This window comes from Rudaea sp. 3F27F6 (assembly GCF_005503555.1).
Classification (GTDB): Bacteria; Pseudomonadota; Gammaproteobacteria; order Xanthomonadales; family Rhodanobacteraceae; genus Rudaea.
Genome location: NZ_SCNG01000004.1, coordinates 1 through 20,426 on the forward strand (window position 1 = coordinate 1; position 20,426 = coordinate 20,426).

Annotated in this window: 16 protein-coding genes and 1 pseudogene; 12 read left to right on the forward strand and 5 right to left on the reverse strand. The window is 64.4% G+C overall.

The genetic code is table 11. The annotated features are described in order from the left end of the window. Nucleotides 1-238 precede the first annotated feature (238 nt). From pdhA to FFS30_RS15450, 6 genes are all read left to right on the forward strand, one after another. Nucleotides 239-1,312 (forward strand): pyruvate dehydrogenase (acetyl-transferring) E1 component subunit alpha, encoded by a 1,074-nt coding sequence (gene pdhA / locus FFS30_RS15425; RefSeq protein WP_137914082.1) that lies wholly within the window; start codon nucleotides 239-241, stop codon nucleotides 1,310-1,312. A 4-nt stretch (nucleotides 1,313-1,316) separates the two neighbouring features. Continuing rightward, entirely contained in the window at nucleotides 1,317-2,297 is a 981-nt protein-coding gene (locus FFS30_RS15430; RefSeq protein ID WP_137914083.1) for an alpha-ketoacid dehydrogenase subunit beta, read from the forward strand. A 104-nt stretch (nucleotides 2,298-2,401) separates the two neighbouring features. Next, nucleotides 2,402-2,761, forward strand: a complete 360-nt coding sequence (locus FFS30_RS15435; RefSeq protein WP_137914084.1) for a DUF1304 domain-containing protein — start codon at nucleotides 2,402-2,404, stop codon at nucleotides 2,759-2,761. A gap of 7 nt (nucleotides 2,762-2,768) precedes the next feature. Beyond that, nucleotides 2,769-4,088, forward strand: a complete 1,320-nt coding sequence (locus FFS30_RS15440) for a dihydrolipoamide acetyltransferase family protein (RefSeq protein ID WP_137914085.1) — start codon at nucleotides 2,769-2,771, stop codon at nucleotides 4,086-4,088. 65 nt (nucleotides 4,089-4,153) lie between these two features. Continuing rightward, nucleotides 4,154-4,669, forward strand: a complete 516-nt coding sequence (locus tag FFS30_RS15445) for a cytidine deaminase (RefSeq protein ID WP_137914086.1) — start codon at nucleotides 4,154-4,156, stop codon at nucleotides 4,667-4,669. After that, the gene (locus FFS30_RS15450; protein ID WP_137914087.1) at nucleotides 4,659-5,051 is read left to right on the forward strand and encodes a VOC family protein; all 393 of its coding nucleotides are present in this window, start codon (nucleotides 4,659-4,661) and stop codon (nucleotides 5,049-5,051) included. Before FFS30_RS15445 ends, FFS30_RS15450 begins: the two co-directional genes overlap by 11 nt. 332 nt (nucleotides 5,052-5,383) lie before the next feature. Here the strand turns inward: FFS30_RS15450 and FFS30_RS15455 are convergent, their stop codons facing one another. Together FFS30_RS15455 and FFS30_RS15460 are read right to left on the reverse strand one after the other, a co-directional pair. Beyond that, a complete protein-coding gene (locus tag FFS30_RS15455) occupies nucleotides 5,384-8,110 on the reverse strand; it encodes a TonB-dependent receptor (protein WP_249352506.1) in 2,727 nt (908 codons plus the stop codon). 486 nt (nucleotides 8,111-8,596) lie between these two features. Then, nucleotides 8,597-9,787, reverse strand: a pseudogene (locus FFS30_RS15460) (tryptophan--tRNA ligase); the annotation flags it as partial. Between the two features lie 124 nt (nucleotides 9,788-9,911). On the opposite strand from FFS30_RS15460, the gene FFS30_RS15465 reads away from it, so the two are divergent. Beyond that, on the forward strand, nucleotides 9,912-10,802 hold the full coding sequence (locus tag FFS30_RS15465) for a hypothetical protein (protein WP_137914090.1): 891 nt from the start codon (nucleotides 9,912-9,914) through the stop codon (nucleotides 10,800-10,802). 111 nt (nucleotides 10,803-10,913) lie between these two features. After that, a complete protein-coding gene (locus FFS30_RS15470) occupies nucleotides 10,914-12,809 on the forward strand; it encodes a DEAD/DEAH box helicase (RefSeq protein WP_137914091.1) in 1,896 nt (631 codons plus the stop codon). A 44-nt stretch (nucleotides 12,810-12,853) separates the two neighbouring features. Here FFS30_RS15470 and FFS30_RS15475 read toward each other — a convergent pair whose 3' ends face one another. Next, entirely contained in the window at nucleotides 12,854-13,228 is a 375-nt protein-coding gene (locus tag FFS30_RS15475) for a DUF4180 domain-containing protein (RefSeq protein WP_137914092.1), read from the reverse strand. 7 nt (nucleotides 13,229-13,235) lie between these two features. Further along, a complete protein-coding gene (rocF, locus tag FFS30_RS15480; protein ID WP_137914093.1) occupies nucleotides 13,236-14,156 on the reverse strand; it encodes an arginase in 921 nt (306 codons plus the stop codon). A gap of 201 nt (nucleotides 14,157-14,357) precedes the next feature. Between rocF and FFS30_RS15485 the strand changes: the two genes are divergently transcribed. Next, entirely contained in the window at nucleotides 14,358-15,098 is a 741-nt protein-coding gene (locus FFS30_RS15485) for a DUF937 domain-containing protein (RefSeq protein WP_137914094.1), read from the forward strand. Between the two features lie 62 nt (nucleotides 15,099-15,160). On the opposite strand, the gene FFS30_RS15490 is transcribed toward FFS30_RS15485, so the two are convergent. Continuing rightward, nucleotides 15,161-15,622 carry a carboxymuconolactone decarboxylase family protein gene (locus FFS30_RS15490; protein WP_137914095.1) on the reverse strand — a complete coding sequence of 154 codons (462 nt, stop codon included), beginning with the start codon at nucleotides 15,620-15,622 and terminating at the stop codon, nucleotides 15,161-15,163. A 98-nt stretch (nucleotides 15,623-15,720) separates the two neighbouring features. Between FFS30_RS15490 and FFS30_RS15495 the strand changes: the two genes are divergently transcribed. From FFS30_RS15495 to FFS30_RS15505, 3 genes are all read left to right on the forward strand, one after another. Continuing rightward, on the forward strand, nucleotides 15,721-17,148 hold the full coding sequence (locus FFS30_RS15495; protein WP_212742490.1) for a PLP-dependent aminotransferase family protein: 1,428 nt from the start codon (nucleotides 15,721-15,723) through the stop codon (nucleotides 17,146-17,148). A gap of 67 nt (nucleotides 17,149-17,215) precedes the next feature. Beyond that, nucleotides 17,216-17,950, forward strand: a complete 735-nt coding sequence (locus FFS30_RS15500) for a 2OG-Fe dioxygenase family protein (protein WP_137914096.1) — start codon at nucleotides 17,216-17,218, stop codon at nucleotides 17,948-17,950. Nucleotides 17,951-18,075: 125 nt separating this feature from the next. After that, the gene (locus FFS30_RS15505) at nucleotides 18,076-20,388 is read left to right on the forward strand and encodes an NADP-dependent malic enzyme (protein ID WP_137914097.1); all 2,313 of its coding nucleotides are present in this window, start codon (nucleotides 18,076-18,078) and stop codon (nucleotides 20,386-20,388) included. Nucleotides 20,389-20,426: the final 38 nt, after the last annotated feature.

A 20,426-nucleotide genomic window follows, 5' to 3' on the forward strand; every position in this document is an offset into this window, starting at 1 on the left:
TCATCGTCAAGGTCGGTAGCCAGGGCAAGGTCTCGTTGTTCAACTCCGCCGGCAATACCGATGTCGTCGTCGACGTCGTCGGTTGGTTCGCCGCCGCTTCGCCGCAGTAACCTTCGCTCCGGCGCCGCAATTCAACGCGGCGCCGGGCTTTTTACGCAAGGTTTTGCAGCGCGCCTTGCATCTGCGATGTCAAGGCTGTTATCAAGCACGTCCGCATCACAGATCACGGCCGTAGCGCGTGAGCATCGCAGCCAGTTTCGAAATCGAATACCTGCAATATCTGGATGAGTCGGGCAAGCTCCTGCGCGAGGACGTGCCCGCATTCGCGCGCGACGTGCGCGCGCTCGTCGAAGCGTACAAGCTCATGTGCTTCACGCGCACGTTCGACGGCAAGGCCATCGCTCTGCAGCGCACCGGCAAGCTCGGCACTTATGCCTCGTGTCTCGGCATGGAAGCGACGCATATCGCGATCGGCTCGGCGCTGACCGAGGACGACGTGTTCGCGCCGTTCTATCGCGACTACGGCACCCAGTTCCAACGCGGCGTGAAACCGCGCGAAGTGCTGCTTTATTGGGGCGGCGACGAGCGCGGCAATGATTTCTCCGGCCCGGCGCACGACTTTGCCTGGAGCGTGCCGATCGCGACGCAATGCCTGCACGCGGCCGGCTCCGCGCTCGCGTTCAAGATTCGCAAGGAACCGCGCGTCGCTCTCGCCACGGTCGGCGACGGCGGCACCTCGAAAGGTGATTTCTACGCGGCGATCAACGCCGGCGGCGCATTCGCGCTGCCGCTCGTGGTCGTCGTCGTCAACAATCAATATGCGATCTCGATTCCGCGCGCGCAGCAAACCGCCGCAAAAACGCTCGCGCAGAAAGGCATCGCAGCCGGTATCGAAAGCATCCAAGTCGACGGCAACGATCTGATCGCAATGCGTGTCGCGCTCGACCACGCGATCAAGCGCGCACGCCACGGCCACGGCGCGACCTTGATCGAGGCAGTGACTTATCGCCTATCCGACCACACCACTGCCGACGACGCGCGCCGCTACCGCAGCGAAGACGAAGTGAAGGCGGCGTGGGAACGCGAGCCGATCAAACGTTTGCGTGCGTACCTGATGAGTTTGAATGCCTGGACTGAAGACGAAGAAAAAGAATGGCTCGCCGAGTGCGTGAAGCGCGTCGATGCAGAGATCGATGCTTATCTCGCCACCAAGCCGCAGGCGGTATCGGCCATGTTCGACTACACCTACGCCGAACTCCCGCTCGATCTCGAACGCCAGCGCGCCGACGCGCTCGCCGCGGCGAAGGCCTGAGACGATGGCGCAGATCAATCTGATCGAAGGCATCACGATGGCGCTAGCGCACGAGATGGCGCGCGATCCATCGGTCGTCGTACTCGGCGAAGACGTCGGCATCAACGGTGGCGTGTTCCGCGCCACGGTCGGCCTGCAGCAGAAGTTCGGCCCCGAACGCGTGATCGATACGCCGCTCGACGAGGCGATGATCGCCGGCCTCACGGTCGGCCTCGCTGTGCAAGGCATGAAGCCGGTCGCCGAAGCGCAGTTCGAAGGTTTCATGTATCCGATGATCGATCAGATCGCTTCGCACGCCGCGCGCATGCGCACGCGTACGCGCGGGCGACTGACCTGCCCGGCCGTGTTCCGCGCGCCATGGGGCGGCGGCATCCACGCCCCGGAGCATCATTCGGAAGCGATCGAAGCACTGTTCACCAATATCGCCGGACTGCGCGTCGTCCTCGCTTCTTCGCCGGGCCGCGCCTACGGCCTGCTGCTCGCGGCGATCCGCGATCCCGACCCGGTGATCTTCTTCGAGCCCAAGCGCATCTATCGCCAGTACAAGGAAGAAGTCGCCGACGACGGCGAGGCATTACCGCTCGACGTTTGTTTCGTTCTGCGCGACGGCAGCGACGTGACACTCGTGACTTGGGGCGCTCAGGTCAAGGAAACGCTCGAAGCGGCCGACGCGCTCGCGGCCGAAGGCATCAGCGCCGAGGTGATCGACGTCGCCACGCTCAAACCACTCGACTTCGACACGATCCACGAGTCGGTGAAGAAGACGCATCGCTGCGTGATCGTGCATGAGGCGCCGTACACGGGCGGCTTCGGCGGCGAAATCGCCGCGCGCCTGGTCGAGCACGCGCTGTACGACTTGTATGCGCCAGTCGAACGCGTCGCCGGCTACGACGTACCGATGCCGCTGTACCAGCTCGAGATGAGTTATCTGCCGACCACCGCGCGCATCGTCGCGGCGGCGAAACGCGCGCTCGCGGCGAGTTGAGGCGCTTTCGCCGATATGAATCCGCGCAGCGGAATTCGGATTAGCGATTCCCGCGAAAGCGGGAATGACCATCTTTTCAGAACTGCCTCGCTGGGGAGAATGCCGTGAATATCGCTGCGCAAATCCTGATCGCCGTTGTCGCGCTGTTGCACCTGTACTTTCTCGCTCTCGAAATGTTCTTCTGGGATCAGCCTCTCGGGCGCAAGGTATTCAATCTGACGCCCGAGTTCGCCGCGGCATCGAAAAAACTCGCTGCCAATCAAGGTTTGTACAACGGCTTTCTCGCCGCCGGCCTGATCTGGAGTCTGATTCTCGGCGGTCGCGAGGGTTTTCACGTCGCGATCTTCTTTCTCGCCTGCGTGATCGTCGCCGGCATCTACGGTGCACTGACGGTCAACAAGCGGATATTTTTCTTCCAGGCGCTGCCGGCGCTCGTCGCGCTGGCAGTCCTGCATATTCGGTAATCCAGTCATGAGCGAGCTGCGCACCTTCCGTCTGCCCGATCTCGGCGAAGGCCTGCCCGATGCGACCATCGTGGAGTGGCTGGTCAAACCCGGCGACACGATCGCGCTCGACGCGCCGCTGATCTCGATGGAGACCGCGAAGGCCATCGTCGAAGTGCCGTCGCCGTATTCCGGAAAATTAGTAAAAGTATACGGAAGCAACGGCGACGTGATCGCGACCGGCGCGCCGCTCGCCGACTTCGAGATCGACGCGAACGCACCGCAGCGCGCGGAAGCGCATTCGACCGGGCATCATGCCGCGCCTGCGGCAACGCCGGCCGCCTCGTCCGCGCCGGCATCCACCGAAAGACCCGACACCGGCACGGTGGTCGGCGAAATGCAGGCCAGCGATCGCGTCGTCGTTGAAGCCGCGGTCGCGGTCGGCGGCATCAAAGCCGTGCCGGCCGTGCGCGCGCTTGCGAAGAAGCTCGGCATCGACCTCGCTCGCGTTGCACCGAGCGGGGCGGGCGGCGTGGTGACGTTGAAAGACGTACGCGATTTTGCCGCGCGACCGGACGCGAAATCGCGGAAAGAAGAACCGCCGCCGGTGCGAGCCGAAACGCGCAGTGCAGCATCGGCACCGACTGCGGCAGAAAAATCGCCGGCCGTACCGCGCGCCGCCGCATCGTCCGTGCGCGAACACGACGGTTACGGCGAACCGCAGCAGCTCAAAGGCGTACGCCGCAATATGGCGCGCGTGATGGCCGACGCGCTCGCGAAAGTCGTGCCGACCACACTCAACGACGATGCCGATATCCACGCCTGGCGCGCTGGCGAGGACGTCAGCGTGCGTCTGCTACGCTCAATCACCGCCGCATGCAAGGCGGTGCCCGCGCTCAACGCCTGGTTCGACGGCGAAAACCTGACGCGCTCGCTGCACGAACGCGTCGACATTGGCGTCGCCGTCGATACGGTCGACGGCCTCTTCGTGCCGGCCTTGCGCAATGCCGATACGCTCGATGCGCGCGGGCTGCGCGCCGCGCTCGACGACTTGATGCGCCAAGTCCGCGACCGCAGCATCCCGCCGTCCGAGCTGAGCGGCTACACGATTTCGCTGTCGAATTTCGGCGTGTTCGCCGGACGCTATGCGACGCCGATCGTGGTGCCACCGACGGTCGCGATCGTCGCCGCGGGCAAGCTTCGTCATCAGGCCGTCCCCGTCATCGGCGGCATCGAAACGCATCGCGTCATTCCGTTGTCGCTGACCTTCGATCACAGGGCCTGCACCGGCGGCGAGGCCGCGCGTTTTCTCAAGGCGATGCTCGACGATCTCACCTTGCCTGAATAGCGTCCTGCATTGACGCAAAGCGCGGCCGGGCGTATACCATTGCGCCCAGCCTGATCCGGAATGAGATGAAAGCTGTCGGATTGAAGCATACCGAGGCAAACCGCACTCGATTGACCCCGGACGAACGCAAACTCGTCGCGGCCGCAAAAAAAGCCAGGTTGCGCGCGCACGCGCACCAGTCGCAGTTCAAAGTCGGCGCCGCCGCGCGCTACGGCAACGAAATCGTGCTCGGCTGCAATGTCGAATCCGACGTTTACGGCCTGACCAACTGTGCCGAGCGCACGGCCGTATTCGCCGCGCACGCAAACGGCCTGGCGCGCAAAGGCCTGTCGATGATCGCCGTCGTCGCCGATACGCCCGAACCGGTCGTACTCTGCGGCGCGTGTCGCCAGGTGCTGTTCGAGCAAGGCGGACCGGACTTGCGCGTGATCATGTGCAACACGCGCGGCAACGTGCGCGTGGCGACACTGGCCGAGCTGCTGCCCGGCGGCTTTCGCCTAGAAACGATGCCGAAGCGCCGCGCCGCCGCCGCAGCGAAGCCGCGCAAGGCGACGAAACGCGAGCCGCCGCATGCACCGTAGCCGCATCTCCGCCTACGTGCTCGACTGCCAGGTCGACGATCTCAAGGACGCCGCGGAATTCTGGAGCAAGGCGCTCGGCCGCCCGGTCGCCTCGTTCGACCAGGACGGTGACGGCAAGTACGCCGAACTGAAGAGCGACGCCGACGAGCCTTTCCTGCTTTTGCAGCGCGTCGATCACGAAGCGCGCATTCACCTCGATATCGAAACCGACAACCTCGATGCCGAAGTCGCACGTCTCGAAGCGCTCGGCGCCAAGCGCATCCGCTTCGTCAAACGCTGGTGGGTGATGCAGGCACCCACCGGGCACCGTTTCTGCGTAGTGCACAAACAGCGGCCTGAGTTTGGGCCGCATCTCAATACCTGGTCGACCGCTGAAGACTGAAGCCACGCCCCCGCTTCCGACTCGTCGTTGAAGATCCGCCGGGATATTGAACAGACGTGTCCTCGGGAAAACCACTGGCTGGACTCCCTATTGAGCCAAACCTCTTCACCGCAGGTGAAACAAGCGCCGGTATCGAAAAGAAACAATCGATGTGGCGATACATGGCCTTAAACAACGTTGCGCAAACGCTGAATGTGCTCAGCGCTTGCGCGAGTCACGAATGCCCTACAACGCATCCAGCCCGATTGGCACCTTATTCGCGGCAGCCGAATCCGGGTATGCCCGGACTCGGCACGTCTGACTAAGTCCCAGTGGGACTTTTCAAACTGTCTCTAGAACTTCACCGTGATACGTCCCCAGAAGTAGCGGCCGATCGTATCGTAGGTATTCACATCGACGTTCGCGTTGGTTACCGCCTGATAGAACAGCGGCGGCTGCTTGTCGCCAACGTTGTCGATGCCCACATCGATACGCGTGTTCAGTGCCGACAGGTTGTAGCCCGCCGAGATGTCGTTACGCGTCCACGCACCGACGTGATATGCACCGAGTGCGAAGACATGTACGCGGCTCTGGTAACGTTGACGCCACGAAGCTGAAAAGTCGCCCATTGACCAGTCGACGCTGCCGACCGCGCGCCAACGCGCAAAGTTGCCGTACTGCGAGTTGTAACCGCCCGCGAGGTGAACCACTGGCGCGCCCGGAGTCGGAACATTGTCGTAATTCGCGTAGTAGGTTGCTTTCAAACCGAGACGGAAATTGCCGTAAGGAGTTTCCGGCACACGGTAGCTGCTGCCGAAGTCCGCACCCGAAGCATCGAGACGACCGAGGTTGGTGTAGGCCACGCCCGACATGCTGTCGATCTGACCCTCGGAGAAGTTGATGAACTTGCAGAACGGGCTCGTCCTGCTCGCGCCACTAGCGTAGCACAGGTTGGCAATGGTCTGACCGCGCGGACGATCGATCATGTTGTTCAGATAGATGCGCCAAAGATCCGCACTGAAGCTCAGGCCTTCAAGCCAGTGCGGGTCGTAGACGAAACCGAAGTCGAAAGTGGAGCCGGTCTCGGGCTTGATCGGCAGGCCGGCAACGTTTGCGCCGGAGAAGAGCACCTGCACCTGATTGCCATTCGATGAACCAAAACCGGGGCCGGGCGAGACGTAATTGTCGTAGGAGCTCTGCAGCGCAGCCGAGGTCTCGGTCAGGTTCGGCGCTCGAAACACCCGCGACACCGTACCGCGCAGCAACAGATCTTCGATCGGCTTGTACTCGACGGCGACCTTCCAGTTATTGGTGCTGCCGAAACTGGAGTACTTCGAATAACGATCGCCCACGATCAGGTTCGCGCTATGGACGAAGGGCAGGTCCCTGAGGAGCGGCACGAGCAATTCGGCGTAGGCTTCCTTGACGTTGTAGTTGCCGCTGAACGGCGAAGTGCAGGTCTCGGGAATGCCGCCGCAACGACCGCCATTCTTCGGATCGGCAATGGTTGCCTGATCGGCATCGTTCTCCACATATTGCTTGCGATAGCTGAGGCCCGCGGCCATGCTGACGTTGCCGGCAGGAAGCGCGAACAGGTCTCCGTTCGCACTGATGTTGGCCTGGCGCTGAATCTGGAGGCTGTGATAGTGCAGGATACTGCCGTAGTACTTTTGCAGTAGCGCCGCCGTATTCGGATCGCTCTGGTCGAGAATATTCAGACAGGTGGTATTGCTCAGGCCCGCACTGACCGGCGTGCATTTGGCACCGAGCGCGCCATTCTGCGTGAGCGCCGCGGCATTGAGGTAGCCCGTGCGCGTGCGATTGGCGCTGAACTTGCCGAAGCCGATGTTGGCGTCCCATTCCCACGACGTTTCGAACAGCTTGCCATGCAAACCGGCGACGACCTGGTTGTTCTCCGTGTTGTAAGCCTGACGACGCGGACCGAGAGCAGTGAGGCGCAGCGAAGCGTTGCGGCTGCTTGATGTGCCGATATCGATGCCGAACGGGTTGTACGGATTCTGCGAAGAAATGACCACACCCGTGCTGTAAAGACTGATCGGCAGCGAAGCGATCTGGAAGGCCGAATCGGTCTTGTTGTACAGCGTGCTCATGTAGGCTTCAACCGAATCGGTCAGTTTGTAGTTGCCTTTGATGAAGGCATTGGTACGTTCGGACGGCGTCGAAATCAGGTTGACCGCGGCAAAGTTGTACAGATCGCCGAGGCCGCCGGCCCCCGCGGGTTGGAAGCAGCGGAAACCCTTCGGAATACCGTTGCCGCCCGCAGCACTCGAGTCGAACGTGCCGCCCGGGACATTGCCGCCCTCGGGGATATTCGGGCAGCCGCTGAAGACGGGAGCGCGAATGAATCCCGTCGGCGCTGAGGTAGAACCGGTAAAGCTCACGGCGCCCGTGGTGGCGTTGCGGGTATAGGAGTAGCGGCTGTAATCGCGCAGTCCCGCGAGAATCTGATCTTGTTTGTTGTAGTCGATGCCGCCCATCACACTGCCACGATCGCCTGTCTGGCCGATCGTCAGGTTGAAGCCGCGGCGCGCACCGTCATCGCGATCGGAAATGCCGTACTGGCCGCTTACTTCGACGCCCTGAAAGTTCTTGCGCGTGATGACGTTGACGACACCGCCGATCGCATCCGAACCATAGATCGCGGAAGCGCCGTCGGTGAGCACTTCGATGCGTTCGATCAGGTTCGCCGGAATGGCATTGACGTCGGCTGTCGTGCCACCGACCTGGAGACGACGACCGTCGAGCAGAACAAGGGTACGCACCGACCCAAGGCCGCGCAGAGAGACATTCGCTTGGCCGTCGCCACCACCGTTATTGACGTTTGTGTTGCCTGCATTGCCGGCGATCGCAGGAAGATCCTGCACGATGTCGCCAAGCGTGGCTTTGCCTGATCTCGTGATCGTAGCGCGATCAATCGTGATGACTGGATTGGCCGTCTCCATGTCGACGCGGCGGATGTTCGAACCGGTAACGACAATAGTTTCGAGGCTGCGGCTCTTGATGTCCGAGCTGTCGGCACTCTGCGCAGCGGCAGTGCCGACGCTCGCGACGGCTCCCACGGCAAGGCTTAGACGAATGGCAGAAATCAGCTTGTTGCTAGTGAAATTCATATGACTATTAGCTCCCCATCGGTTGAAAAATCGCCGCCCGGCGACGCTTACCAAAAAGCCAAAGCCAGATCGGCAGTGCACGCAGTTGACATGCTAGCAACGAATATTTAACTTAAGCAACAAAATTTAACAAACCAAACAAAAATTTCATCGACCAAGTCTTGACGAGGTCAAACTACGAGTTGCGAAAGGATGGGGAATATCGCAGGGCACATGCCTGCGACCGACTTGCCCGCGTTCAGGGACAGTCCCCGCGCGGCACTCAAGCGACTTCGTACGACGAAGATTTCTTTGAAATGCCTACGACATTTCGACGGCTCCGGGACGGAGCCATTTTTTTGCCGGGTCCGATGATCGAACCCGGTTTTTCATGCGCTGATGATCGAGAATCAAGCGCGATGAGTTGCGCCCTTATGCTGGCGGAATGTGTTCCATCGCCTCGCGCGCCGCCGCCATCGCCGCCTTGGCATCGGCGAACCCGCCCTGGGTTTTCAGCACATTGCGTTTGGCGTCGAGCACCTTGTATGCAAATGCGTCGTCCTCTCGAAACACGACCGGTTGCAGCGCCGGTTTCTCCGCGCGCTCTACGGGTTTTTTCACGGCCTCGATGCCAGAACGCAGATCGCGCAAACCGGCCGCGTGCCGCAGCGTGTCGAGGAATGGTCCGGCCAGTTTGCGCGCACGCGCGGCACCGGTGTGCAGAATATCTTCGATCTCACTGGGCTTGGCGACTAGCGCATCGTAGCGTTCGCGCATTGGCGCCAGCTCCGCGTCGAGCCGCTCGAACAGTTTCTGCTTGGCGTCGCCCCAGCCTATGCCCTCGGCATAGGCTTGGCGCATCGCCGCGGTTTCCTCGGCGCTCGCAAACGCCTGGTAGATGCTGAAGATGTTGGAATCGTCGGGATTCTTCGCCTCGCCCGGCGCGAGCGAGTTGGTCACGATGCCGAGGATCGCCTTGCGCAGTTCCTTTGCCGGCAGCCAGAGCGGAATCGTGTTGTTGTAGCTCTTCGACATCTTGCGTCCGTCGAGGCCGGGCAAGGTCGCCACGTTCTCCTCGATCGCCGCCTCGGGCATGATGAAGTACTCGCCGTCGTAGAGATGATTGAAACGCTGGCCGATGTCACGCGCCATCTCGATGTGCTGGATCTGGTCACGCCCGACCGGCACCTTGTGTGCGTTGAAAATCAGAATGTCCGCGGCCATCAGCACCGGATACATGTACAAACCCGCGGTCACGCCCGCATCGGCATCTTCGCCCTTCTCGCGGTTCGCATCGTTCGCCGCCTTGTAAGCGTGCGCGCGATTGAGCAGCCCCTTCGCGGTGACGCAGGTCAGCAGCCAAGTCAGCTCCGGAATTTCGCGAATGTCGGACTGGCGGTAGAAATATACTTTTTCCGGATCGAGCCCGCAGGCCAGCCAGCTCGCGGCGATCTCGAGCGTCGAGCGCTGGATTCGCGCCGGATCGTCGCACTTGATCAGTGCGTGATAGTCGGCGAGAAAGTAGAACGACTCGGCGTCGGCGTTGCGGCTGGCCGCAATCGCGGGTCGGATGGCTCCGACATAGTTGCCCAGATGCGGCGTTCCGCTCGTGGTGATGCCGGTGAGGATGCGGGTTTTCGAGCTCATTCTTGCGGGGGATGCGGCAGGGAACGCGCAGTTTAAGCCATTGCCGGCGCTCCTGCCCCGAGCGACTTAACCCCGCGGCGGCCAACGCTTCGTTGCATCGTTCACCCCGCCAAAGGAGATCGCAATGAAAATCCTGCCTGCCATTCTCGTTCTTGCCGCACTGTCCTGCATCGCGCCGGTCCACGCCGGCGACCTCGTCGATCTGCGCGTAATCGACCGCGATACGGGCGCCACCCTGCAAAGCTATGCGCGCGACGGCAAGACTTACGTCGCCGGTATGCCTGGCCATCGCTACAGCGTGCAGATCAGAAACCTTGTCGGCGAGCGCGTGCTTGCGGTGCTTTCGGTCGACGGCGTCAATGCGGTGACGGGCCAGACCGCGAGTCCCGACCAGTCCGGCTACGTGCTCGATCCCTATCAGAGCACCGAAGTGATGGGCTGGCGCAAGAACATGAGCGAAATCGCCCAATTCAATTTCACCGCGCTCTCCGACAGCTATGCCGCACGCACCGGCCGTGCGGAGAACGTCGGCGTGATCGGCATCGCCGTGTTCCGCGAAAAGCCGCTCGACCTGCCGTGGCGCGAAGGCAAGATCGCGAGCGCACCGCTGGCCGACCGCTATTCACCGCCCCCGCCGCCCGCGCAGCCGTCTCCGCCGCGGCCCGCGCCCGCCTCGGTGCCGCCGGGCACGGCGGAAACTGCCGCCGCGGCCAAGCCGGCGCCATCGGCCGACAGCGTCGCCCGCGCGGATTCCTACTCGCCCAATCGCCGCACGCTCGAAGCAGCGCGGCCGGAGGAGTCACTTGGCACCGGCCACGGCGCACGCGAAACCTCGCAAGTCCGCTATACCCAATTCGAACGCGCCGGCTCGCAGCCGAACGAAATCGTCTCCGTGCGCTACGACAGCTACCGCAATCTCGTCGCGCTCGGCGTGATTCCGCAGCCGCGGCCGCCGCGGCATTTCGTCGAACCACAGGCCTTTCCGGGCGGTTTCGTGCCCGATCCGAGAGGCTGAAGCGCACGCGGCGCGGCGGAAAATCCTTCCGTCGCGCGGAATCGAAGGGGATAATGGCCGCCCTTCCCATTTGCGTTGCCCTGCCCGCGCTCGGCGATGCCTCTGAATCCCATGCCTGCATCCGCTTCCGGCGACGCCCCCGCCACCACGACCTTTCGCGATCTCGGCCTGCGCGAGGAATTGCTCAAGGTCCTCGCCGGTCTCGGCTACGAATCGCCGTCGCCGATCCAGGCCGCGACGATCCCGAGCCTCGCCGAGGGCCGCGATGTGCTCGGCCAGGCACAGACCGGCACCGGCAAGACCGCCGCGTTCGCGCTGCCGATCCTGCAGCGTCTCGATCTCAGCAGAAGCAAGCCGCAAGCGCTCGTCCTCGCACCGACGCGCGAGCTGGCGATCCAGGTCGCCGAAGCGTTCCAGCGTTATGCGCAGCATTTGCCGGGCTTCCACGTGCTGCCGATCTACGGCGGCCAGGCCTACGGCCCACAGCTCGGCGGCCTGCGCCGTGGCGTGCACGTCGTCGTCGGCACGCCGGGGCGCGTGATCGATCACCTCGAACGCGGCTCGCTCGATCTGTCCGCGCTGACCACGCTGGTCCTCGACGAGGCCGACGAGATGCTGCGCATGGGCTTCATCGACGACGTCGAAGCGGTGCTCAAGAAGACCCCGCCGACGCGCCAGATCGCGCTGTTCTCGGCGACCATGCCGAGCCAGATCAAGCGCATCGCGCAGACTTATCTGCGCAATCCGGAGGAAGTGAAAATCGCGTCCAAGACGACGACCGCGGCGAACATTCGCCAGCGCTATTGGCTGGTCAGCGGCGTACAGAAGCTCGACGCGCTGACGCGCATCCTCGAAGCCGAGCCGTTCGACGCGATGATCGTCTTCGCGCGCACCAAGCAGGGCACCGAAGAACTCGCCGAACGCCTGCAGGCGCGCGGTTTCGCCGCCTCGGCGATCAACGGCGACATCGCCCAGCAGCAGCGCGAACGCACGATCGGCCAGCTCAAGGACGGCAAGATCGATATCCTCGTGGCGACCGACGTGGCCGCGCGCGGGCTCGACGTCGAGCGCATCAGCCACGTACTCAACTACGACATTCCGAACGACACCGAGCCCTACGTGCACCGCATCGGCCGCACCGGCCGCGCCGGCCGCAGCGGCGAGGCGATCCTGTTCGTCGCGCCACGCGAACGCGGCATGCTGCGCGCGATCGAACGCGCGACGCGGCAGACGATCGAACCGATGCAGTTGCCGTCGATCGAGACGGTCAACGAGGCGCGCGTCGCCAAGTTCAAGGACCGCATCACGAGCGCACTCGCCGCCGACGGCCTCGGTGTGTTCCGCAACATGATCGAAGCCTACGAGCGCGAGCACAACGTGCCGGCGATCGAGATCGCCTCGGCGCTCGCACGGCTGGCCCAGGGCGACAAGTCGCTGCTGATCGAAGCGCCGGCGAAAACCGAGCGGCACGAGTATCCAAAGCGCGAATATCCGGTCAGGGAAGCGCCGACGCGCGAGCCGCGCACGCGACGCGAGGAGCGCACGCCTTTCGCCGCCCCGGCGCGCGAGGAATTCCGCGATGCTCCGCGCGAAGTGAAGCGCCGCGACGACGGCGACAAACCGCTGCGCAAGCCGCGCGACGAGACGCGCCGCGAACCGGCGCGCGAGCGCCCCGCCGAACACGGCATGGAAACCTTCCGCATCGAAGTCGGCCACGTGCATGGGGTCAAGCCGAACAACATCGTCGGCGCGATCGCCAACGAAGCCGGCCTCGATTCCAAGCACATCGGCCGCATCGACATTCGCGACGAGCACAGCTTGATCGACCTGCCAGAAGGCATGCCGGCGGAATTGCTCGCCCATCTGAAAAAGGTCTGGGTCTCCGGACAGCGGCTGCGCATCAGCCGCGACACCGGCGACAGCGCACCCGAGTCGCGCAGCGCGCCGCGCGGCAAGCCGCCCGGCAAACACCTCGGCAAGCCGAAAAAGAAACCCAAGCACTACTGAGCCCCGCGCGCTGCGCGGAAACGATCAGATCGATCCGCGGCCGCTCATCGGCTTGCCGCTGCGGGCGCAGTCAGCGACGCGAGCCATGCCTTTGCTTCGTCGATCGTGTGCACGAAGCGCACCGCGCTGTGCGTCGCGTGTTCGTGCGCAAGCTCGGCGAAACGCGCACCGTAGGCGTCGAAATCGCCGATCACGAGGGCAAGCGGCACGCGATAGTTCGTGAACTTCTGGAAGGTTTCGCCCGCGAGGCCGGTGCCGAGCGCGAAGAAGTCCACCGAGACGTCTTGCTCCGTAAGGATCAGGCCGGCCGAGCCGAAGCATTTCCCTAACGCATCGGCGACGTCTGCGGGCGTGGCGAGATAAATTTCGTGATCGGCGGCAAGCAGAAACTCCGCCGATCCGTTCGTCGACGAGAACATGCGCCGCTCAACTTCGCATCAACGTCGACTTGCCGAACAGGCTTTCGACCAGATCGACCGCGAGCCGGCCGGTCTGGTTGCGCTTGTCGAAGGCCGGATTGAGTTCGACGATGTCGAGCGAGCCGAGCCGGCCGGTATCGGCAATCATCTCCATGACGAGCTGCGCTTCGCGATAGCCCGGGCCACCGCGCACGCGCGTGCCGACGCCGGGCGCGATTCCCGGGTCGAGGAAATCGACGTCGAAGCTGACATGCACGTGGGTCGACGCGTCGACGCCTTCGAGCGCTTCCTCCATCGCGCGGCGCATGCCGATTTCGTCGATGTAGCGCATGTCGTAGATGTCGAGGCCGACGTCGTGCACGAGCTTGCGCTCGCCCTCGTCGACCGAACGGATGCCGATCTGGCGGATCGCGTCCTTGTCGAGCATCGGCGCAGGACCGGCCAACGTGGTCAATTCCTTCGGGCCGAAGCCGCACAGGCACGAGACCGGCATACCGTGGATGTTGCCCGACGGCGTGATCGTCGAGGTATTGAAATCGGCGTGTGCGTCGAGCCAGAGCACGCGCAATTTCTTGCCGGTCTCGCGACAGTGGCGCGCGACCGCGCCGATCGAACCGATCGCCAGGCAATGATCGCCGCCGAGCAGGATCGGCAGGCGGTCGATCGCGAGTTCGGCGGCGACGGCCTGCATCACCGCACGGTTCCAATCGACGACCTCGCCGAGATGGCGATAGCCGGCATGCGGCGGCTGCCACGGATTGAACGGGCCGGCGACATTGCCGCGGTCGATCACGTCGAGTCCGCGCGCGCGCAGCGCTTCGCCGATGCCGGCGACACGCAGCGCCTCGGGACCCATCGACGCACCGCGATGGCCCGCGCCGATGTCGGTCGGCGCACCGATCAGGGATACCGGTGTAAATTGCTGCATTTTATACCTTTGAACGAATGAGGAAGATCGCGCGCAAAGCGCGGATGGACGGACCGTCGGGCCGATTTCCATGCGAGGATTCTAGCCGCGGCACGGTAACATTCCGCCCAGGAATCTCATGCTATGCTGCCAACGCATTCACAGTATTGCCGCGCAGCAGACGCTAAGCATCATCCACACTATTCACGGAGACGCAATCCCATGAGCGGACTGATCGATCAAGTCATCGGCCAACTCGGCTCCGGCCAAGTCGAGGCGATCGCCAAGCAGCTCGGCACCGATCCGCAGACCGCGCAGGCCGCGATCGAGCAGGCGCTGCCGCTGATCGTCGGCGGCATGGCAAAGAACGCGAGCACGCCCGAAGGCGCCGGCGCGCTGCACAGCGCACTCGAGCGCGATCATGCCGGCACCGATATTTCCGAAGTCCTCGGCGGCGTTCTCGGCAATGCCGGCGGCGGCGCGGGCGGGGTCGGCGGGCTGCTCGGCAGCCTGCTCGGCGGCGGCCCGCAAGGTGCGCCAGGTGGCCTCGGCGCGGTGATCGGCAGCGTGCTCGGCGGCGGCCAGCAGCAGAGCGGCGTCAATACCGGTATCGGCGGCGCGATCCTCGGCCACATCTTCGGCAACAACGTCAACGCGGCGAATCAAGGGCTCGGCCAGACCACCGGACTCGGCGCGCAGAACGCGGGGCAACTGCTCGCAATCCTCGCGCCGATCGTGATGAGCGTGCTCGCCAATCAGTCGCGCAGCCAGGGGCTGTCGCCGGGCGGCCTCGGCAACGTGCTTACTCAGCAGGCGCAGACGACGCAGCAGCAGGGCGGCATCACCGGCGGCCTGCTCAATGCGGTGCTCGACCACAACGGCGACGGCCATATCGACCTGTCGGAAATGATCCAGGCGGCCGGCGGCCTCATGGGCGCGCTCGGCGGCCGACGCACGGTCTGAATCGTTTCCTTTGCGCATAGACGGCGGGCATGGCCCGCCGTTTTCGTTTCTGTCGTCCGCTTTCAGCCTTCTGCTTGCTTCACGGCGATCGGCGTCGAGCGGAAGCTGATCGCGATGCGGTTGAGCGCATTCATCAAGCCGATCGCCATCGTCAGATCGGCCAGTTCCTTTTCGTTGAACTGCTTCGCCGCGGCGGCGAATTCCTCGTCGGGCACCTTCGTCTCGGCGACGCGCGTGACCGTCTCGGCCCAGCGCAATGCCGCGCGTTCGCGTTCGGAAAACAGCTTGCCGCCTTCGTACCAGACCGGCACGAGGGCGATCTTCGCAATCGCCATGCCGCCCTTGATCAGATCGCGCGTGTGCGAGTCGATGCAGTAGGCGCAGCCGTTGATCAGCGATACGCGCAGATAAACGAGGTCGACGAGTTCCGTCTCCAGGCCGCACTCGCCGATATAGGCGCGGACGCCGCCGAACGCCTTCATGCCGGCCGGGGATTGCTGGTGGTAGTTCAAACGCAGGCTCATGGGGATTTCCTCTGCTGGTGGTTGGTGCGCGTAGATTGCGCTGCAGGCCGATCAGGAAAAAGCACCAAGATCGAAGTGTTTTTCTGTACCATCGATGCATGCCCGCGAAGCCGAAGATCGATGGCTTTAGCCTGCGCGTCGATCGCGAAGCGCGCACCAGCCTGGTCGCGCAGATCCATGCCGGCCTCGGCGCCGCAATCCGCGACGGCAACATCGAGGGCGGCACTCGCCTGCCTTCGTGGCGCGATCTTGCCGCCCAACTCGGCGTCGCCCGCGGCACGGTGCGTGCGGCCTACGAACGCCTGGCCGACGAGCAGCTCATCGTCGGCCTAGGCGCTGCCGGCACGCGCGTGGCCGAGCGCGTCGCCGTGCCGTCGTCGCAGCGCACGGCCGAGGCCGCGCCGCTCACGCGCTTCTATCACGGCTTCGAGACCACGCCGGCGACCTTCCAGATGGGCGTGCCCGCGCAGGATGCGTTCCCGTACAAAACCTGGTCGCGCATCTTCGCGCGCGCTGCGCGCGCGGCCGCGGCCGCGCCGGTCGGCTATCCCGATCCGCGCGGCCATCCCTTGTTCCGCCGCGAGATCGCCGCTTATCTCGCCGTCGCCCGCGGTGTGCGCTGTGCGCCGTCGCAGGTGTTCGTGACCGCGGGCTTTGCCGGCGCGCTCAATCTTGCCGTGCGTGCGCTGCAGCTCGAAGGCCGCACGATGTGGATGGAGGAGCCCGGCTTTCCGTTGACACGCATGGCGCTCGAACGCGCCGGCATTGAACTTGCGCCGGTGCCGGTCGACGATGCCGGCCTCGACGTCGCCGCCGGCACTAAACGCGCGCCGCGCGCGGCTGCGGCGATCGTTACGCCGGGTCAGCAGGCACCGCTCGGCATGACGCTCTCGCTCGAACGCCGCCAGGCCCTGCTGCAATGGGCGCGGCACGCCGATGCCTGGATTCTCGAAGACGATTACCTCAGCGAACTCAAACTCTACGGCCGCGCCGCACCGGCGCTCGCCTCGCTAGACCGCGACGGACGCGTGCTGCACCTCGGCACCTTCAGCAAGAACATCAGTCCCGCATTACGCCTTGGATTTCTCGTCGTGCCGCCCACGCTCGCCGAGCGCTTCGGCGAAGTCGCCGCCCTGCTTGCGCCTGCACCCGATACGGCCGTGCAGCGCGCAGTCGCCGAATTCATGTCTGGCGGACATTTTCTGCGTCATCTACGCCATATGAAGCGGCTGTACTCGGCGCGCAGCAAGGCGCTCGTCGATGCGCTGCGAAAAACGGCGGGCGCGCACGCCGGCATCCACGCGACCGGCGGCTTCGCCGTGCGCCTGGACCTGCCGGCGCGCACCGACGACGTTGCCGTCGCCGCGCAGGCGCTGGCCTTCGGTCTCGCCCCGGTAGCATTGTCGCCGTGGTATGTGCAGACACCGCGCCGTGCCGGCCTGCTGCTCGGCGTGACCAATCTCACCGAGAAACGCCTCGACAAAGACTGTGCACGCCTGATCGAACTGATCGAGCAGCACGGCTGACGCCGCGCGCAAGTGGCTCCATCTAAGTGGTTCTGGAACCGCACGACAATTCTGTTACGGTTTCAATATGGATTCCGCACGCGCTTCCGCCCCCGACGATCTGCACGACGCGCTGAGCCGCCAAGGCTTCGCCTTCGTCGCGCACGAACGCATGCGCGCGCTGCTCGACACGGTCGGCGACCTGCCGGACTGGCCCGCGTTCGCGGCGAGCTGGAACGACCTCGCCGTCGACACCTATCTCGCCGACTACGGCCGCTACCGCCGGCGCCGGCACGCGGTGTTCCGCGTCGAGGCTGCCGGCGCGATCGTGCGCGAAGCGGATCAGCCTCACTACCAGAGTCTTACCTACAATTCGCTGCAGGGCGGCATCGAACGCTGGTTCCAGCCGATCCTGGCGCAGATCGGCGACGGCGCGACGCTCGCGACGCTGCTGCGTTTCTGCCGCAATACGTTCACCGCGCTCGCGCCCGACATCGCCGCCTGGCGCGTGGAAGTGCATCAGTTCCGCATCGAGGCGCGGCCCGACGAACCGGGCCAGCCGACTCCCGAAGGCGTGCATCGCGACGGCGTCGACTTCGTCCTCGTGCTGCTCGTCGACCGCGTCAACATCGCGAGCGGCACGACGACGATCCACGCCGCGGCGACGCGCGAGTTGCTCGGCAGCTTCACCTTGACCAAGCCGCTCGACGCCGCGCTCGTCGATGACGCGCGCGTGTTCCACGGCGTGACTCCGGTCGAGCCGCTCGATCCGGCACAGCCGGCGTATCGCGACGTGCTCGTAGTGACGTTCAAGCGCGCATAGCGCGCGATCTTTCTTGCGTCTCGCGAAGAAACCAAGCAGGGCCGGGCCGTTCCGACCCCTATGCTATAGTCCCTGAAAATCAACAACTACGCGGTGCGCAAGGCATCGCCACAGGGAAAGACCGCATGTCGTCGACCAAAGCGAACGATCTCAAGCAAGCCGCCCTCGAATATCACCGCGCGTTGCCGTACGGCAAGATCAAGGTTGCGCCGACCAAGCCGGTCGTGACCCAGCGCGACCTCTCGCTCGCGTATTCGCCGGGCGTCGCCGCGGCCTGCGAAGCGATCGTCGAAGATCCGTCGGAAGTATCCAGAGTCACCGCGCGCGGCAATCTCGTCGCGGTGATCACGAACGGCACCGCCGTGCTCGGCCTCGGCGCGATCGGGCCGCTCGCGGCGAAGCCGGTGATGGAAGGCAAGGGCGTGCTGTTCCAGAAGTTCGCCGGCATCGACGTGTTCGATATCGAGGTCAACGAGAATGATCCGGACAAGCTCGTCGACATCATCGCCGCGCTCGAACCGACCTTCGGCGGCATCAACCTCGAAGACATCAAGGCGCCCGAGTGCTTCGAGGTTGAACGCAAGCTGCGCGAGCGCGTGAAGATTCCGGTGTTTCACGACGACCAGCACGGCACCGCGATCATCGTTGGCGTCGCCGTGATCAATGCGCTGCACATCATCGGCAAGAAGATCGGTGAGGTGAAACTCGCCGCGTCCGGCGCGGGCGCGGCCGGCATCGCCTGTCTCGACATGCTCGTGCGCCTCGGCGTGAAGCCGGAGAACATCCTCGTCAACGACAAGGACGGCGTGCTCTACCACGGCCGCCCGGGCCTTTCGGGCGAACTCGAGCGCTATGCGCGTGACACGCCGGCGCGCAAGCTCGCCGACATCGTTGTCGGCGCCGACATTTTCCTCGGCGTCTCCGCAGGCGGCGTGCTGACCCAGGACATGGTCAAGACCATGGGCGACAGGCCGATCATTCTCGCTCTGGCCAACCCAACGCCGGAAATCCTGCCGGAACTGGCGAAGGAAGTGCGGCCCGACGCGATTATCGCGACTGGCCGTTCGGACTATCCGAACCAGGTCAACAACGCGCTCTGCTTCCCTTACATCTTCCGCGGTGCGCTCGACGTCGGCGCGACGACGATCAACGCGCAGATGGAAGTCGCCTGCGTGCATGCGATCGCCGAACTGGCGCGGCGCGAAATTTCCGACGTCGCCGAGCGCGCTTACAGCTACGGCGACAATCACCTGACCTTCGGCCCGGAATACCTGATCCCGCAACCGTTCGATCCGCGCCTGCTCGTCTCGGTCGCGCCCGCGGTCGCACGCGCGGCGATGGAGTCGGGCGTGGCGACGCAGCCGATCACCGACCTGCGCGGCTACACCGAAAAGCTCTCGCAGTTCGTGTTCCGCACGACCACGCTGATGAAGCCGCTGTTCGACCGAGCCAAGGCCGACGTCAAGCGCATCGCGTTTGCCGAAGGTGAGGAAGACGTGGTTCTGCGCGCGGTGCAGACCATCGTCGACGAAGGCCTCGCCAAGCCGATCCTGATCGGCCGCCCGGCAGTCATCGAAAAGCGCATCAAGCGCCTCGGCCTGCGCATCCGCGCGGGCGAGCACTTCGAGCTGACCAACGTCGACGACGATCCGCGCTACGACGAATACTGGAACTACTATCACAAGCTCAACGCGCGCCGCGGCACGACGCCGGCGCTCGCCAAGGCGATGATCCGCACGCGCGTCACCCTGATCGCAGCGATCATGGTCGCGCGCGGCGAAGCCGACGGCATGATCACCGGCATCGTCGGCACGTATCAGTCCAAGCTCAACTATATCCGCAGCGTGCTGCCGCTCGATCCCGACGTCTGCGCGCCGTCGGCGATGACCGGCGTGCAGAACGACCGCGGTGCGTTCTTCTTCATCGACACGCACGTACAGCCGGACCCGACCGCCGAGCAGCTCGCCGAGGCGACGCTGCAGGGCGTGCTGCGCCTGAAGATGTTCGGCATCAAGCCGCGCGTGGCGTTGCTCTCGCACTCGAACTTCGGCGGTCACTCGACGCCGAGTTCGCAGAAGATGCGCCGCGTGCTCGAACTCGTGCGTGCGGCCGATCCGGGCCTCGAGATCGACGGCGAGATGCAGGCCGACACCGCGCTCAACGATGCAGTGCGCGCGCGCATCTTCCCCGATTCGACCCTGAGCGGAATGGCCAACGTCTTCGTCTGCCCGAACATGGACGCGGCCAACATCGCCTACAACATGGTGCGCCATATGACCGAGGGCGTCGCGATCGGGCCGATCCTGATGGGCATTTCCAAGCCTGCGCACATCCTCACGCCGGTCTCGACCGTGCGCCGCGTGGTCAACATGACCGCGGTCGCCTGCGTCGAAGCACAGATCCGCGCGCAGATCGCCGGCAGCCCGCCTTCGTCATGATCTGAGCGAGCGGCGCGCGGGAAACTTTGCCGGCGGAC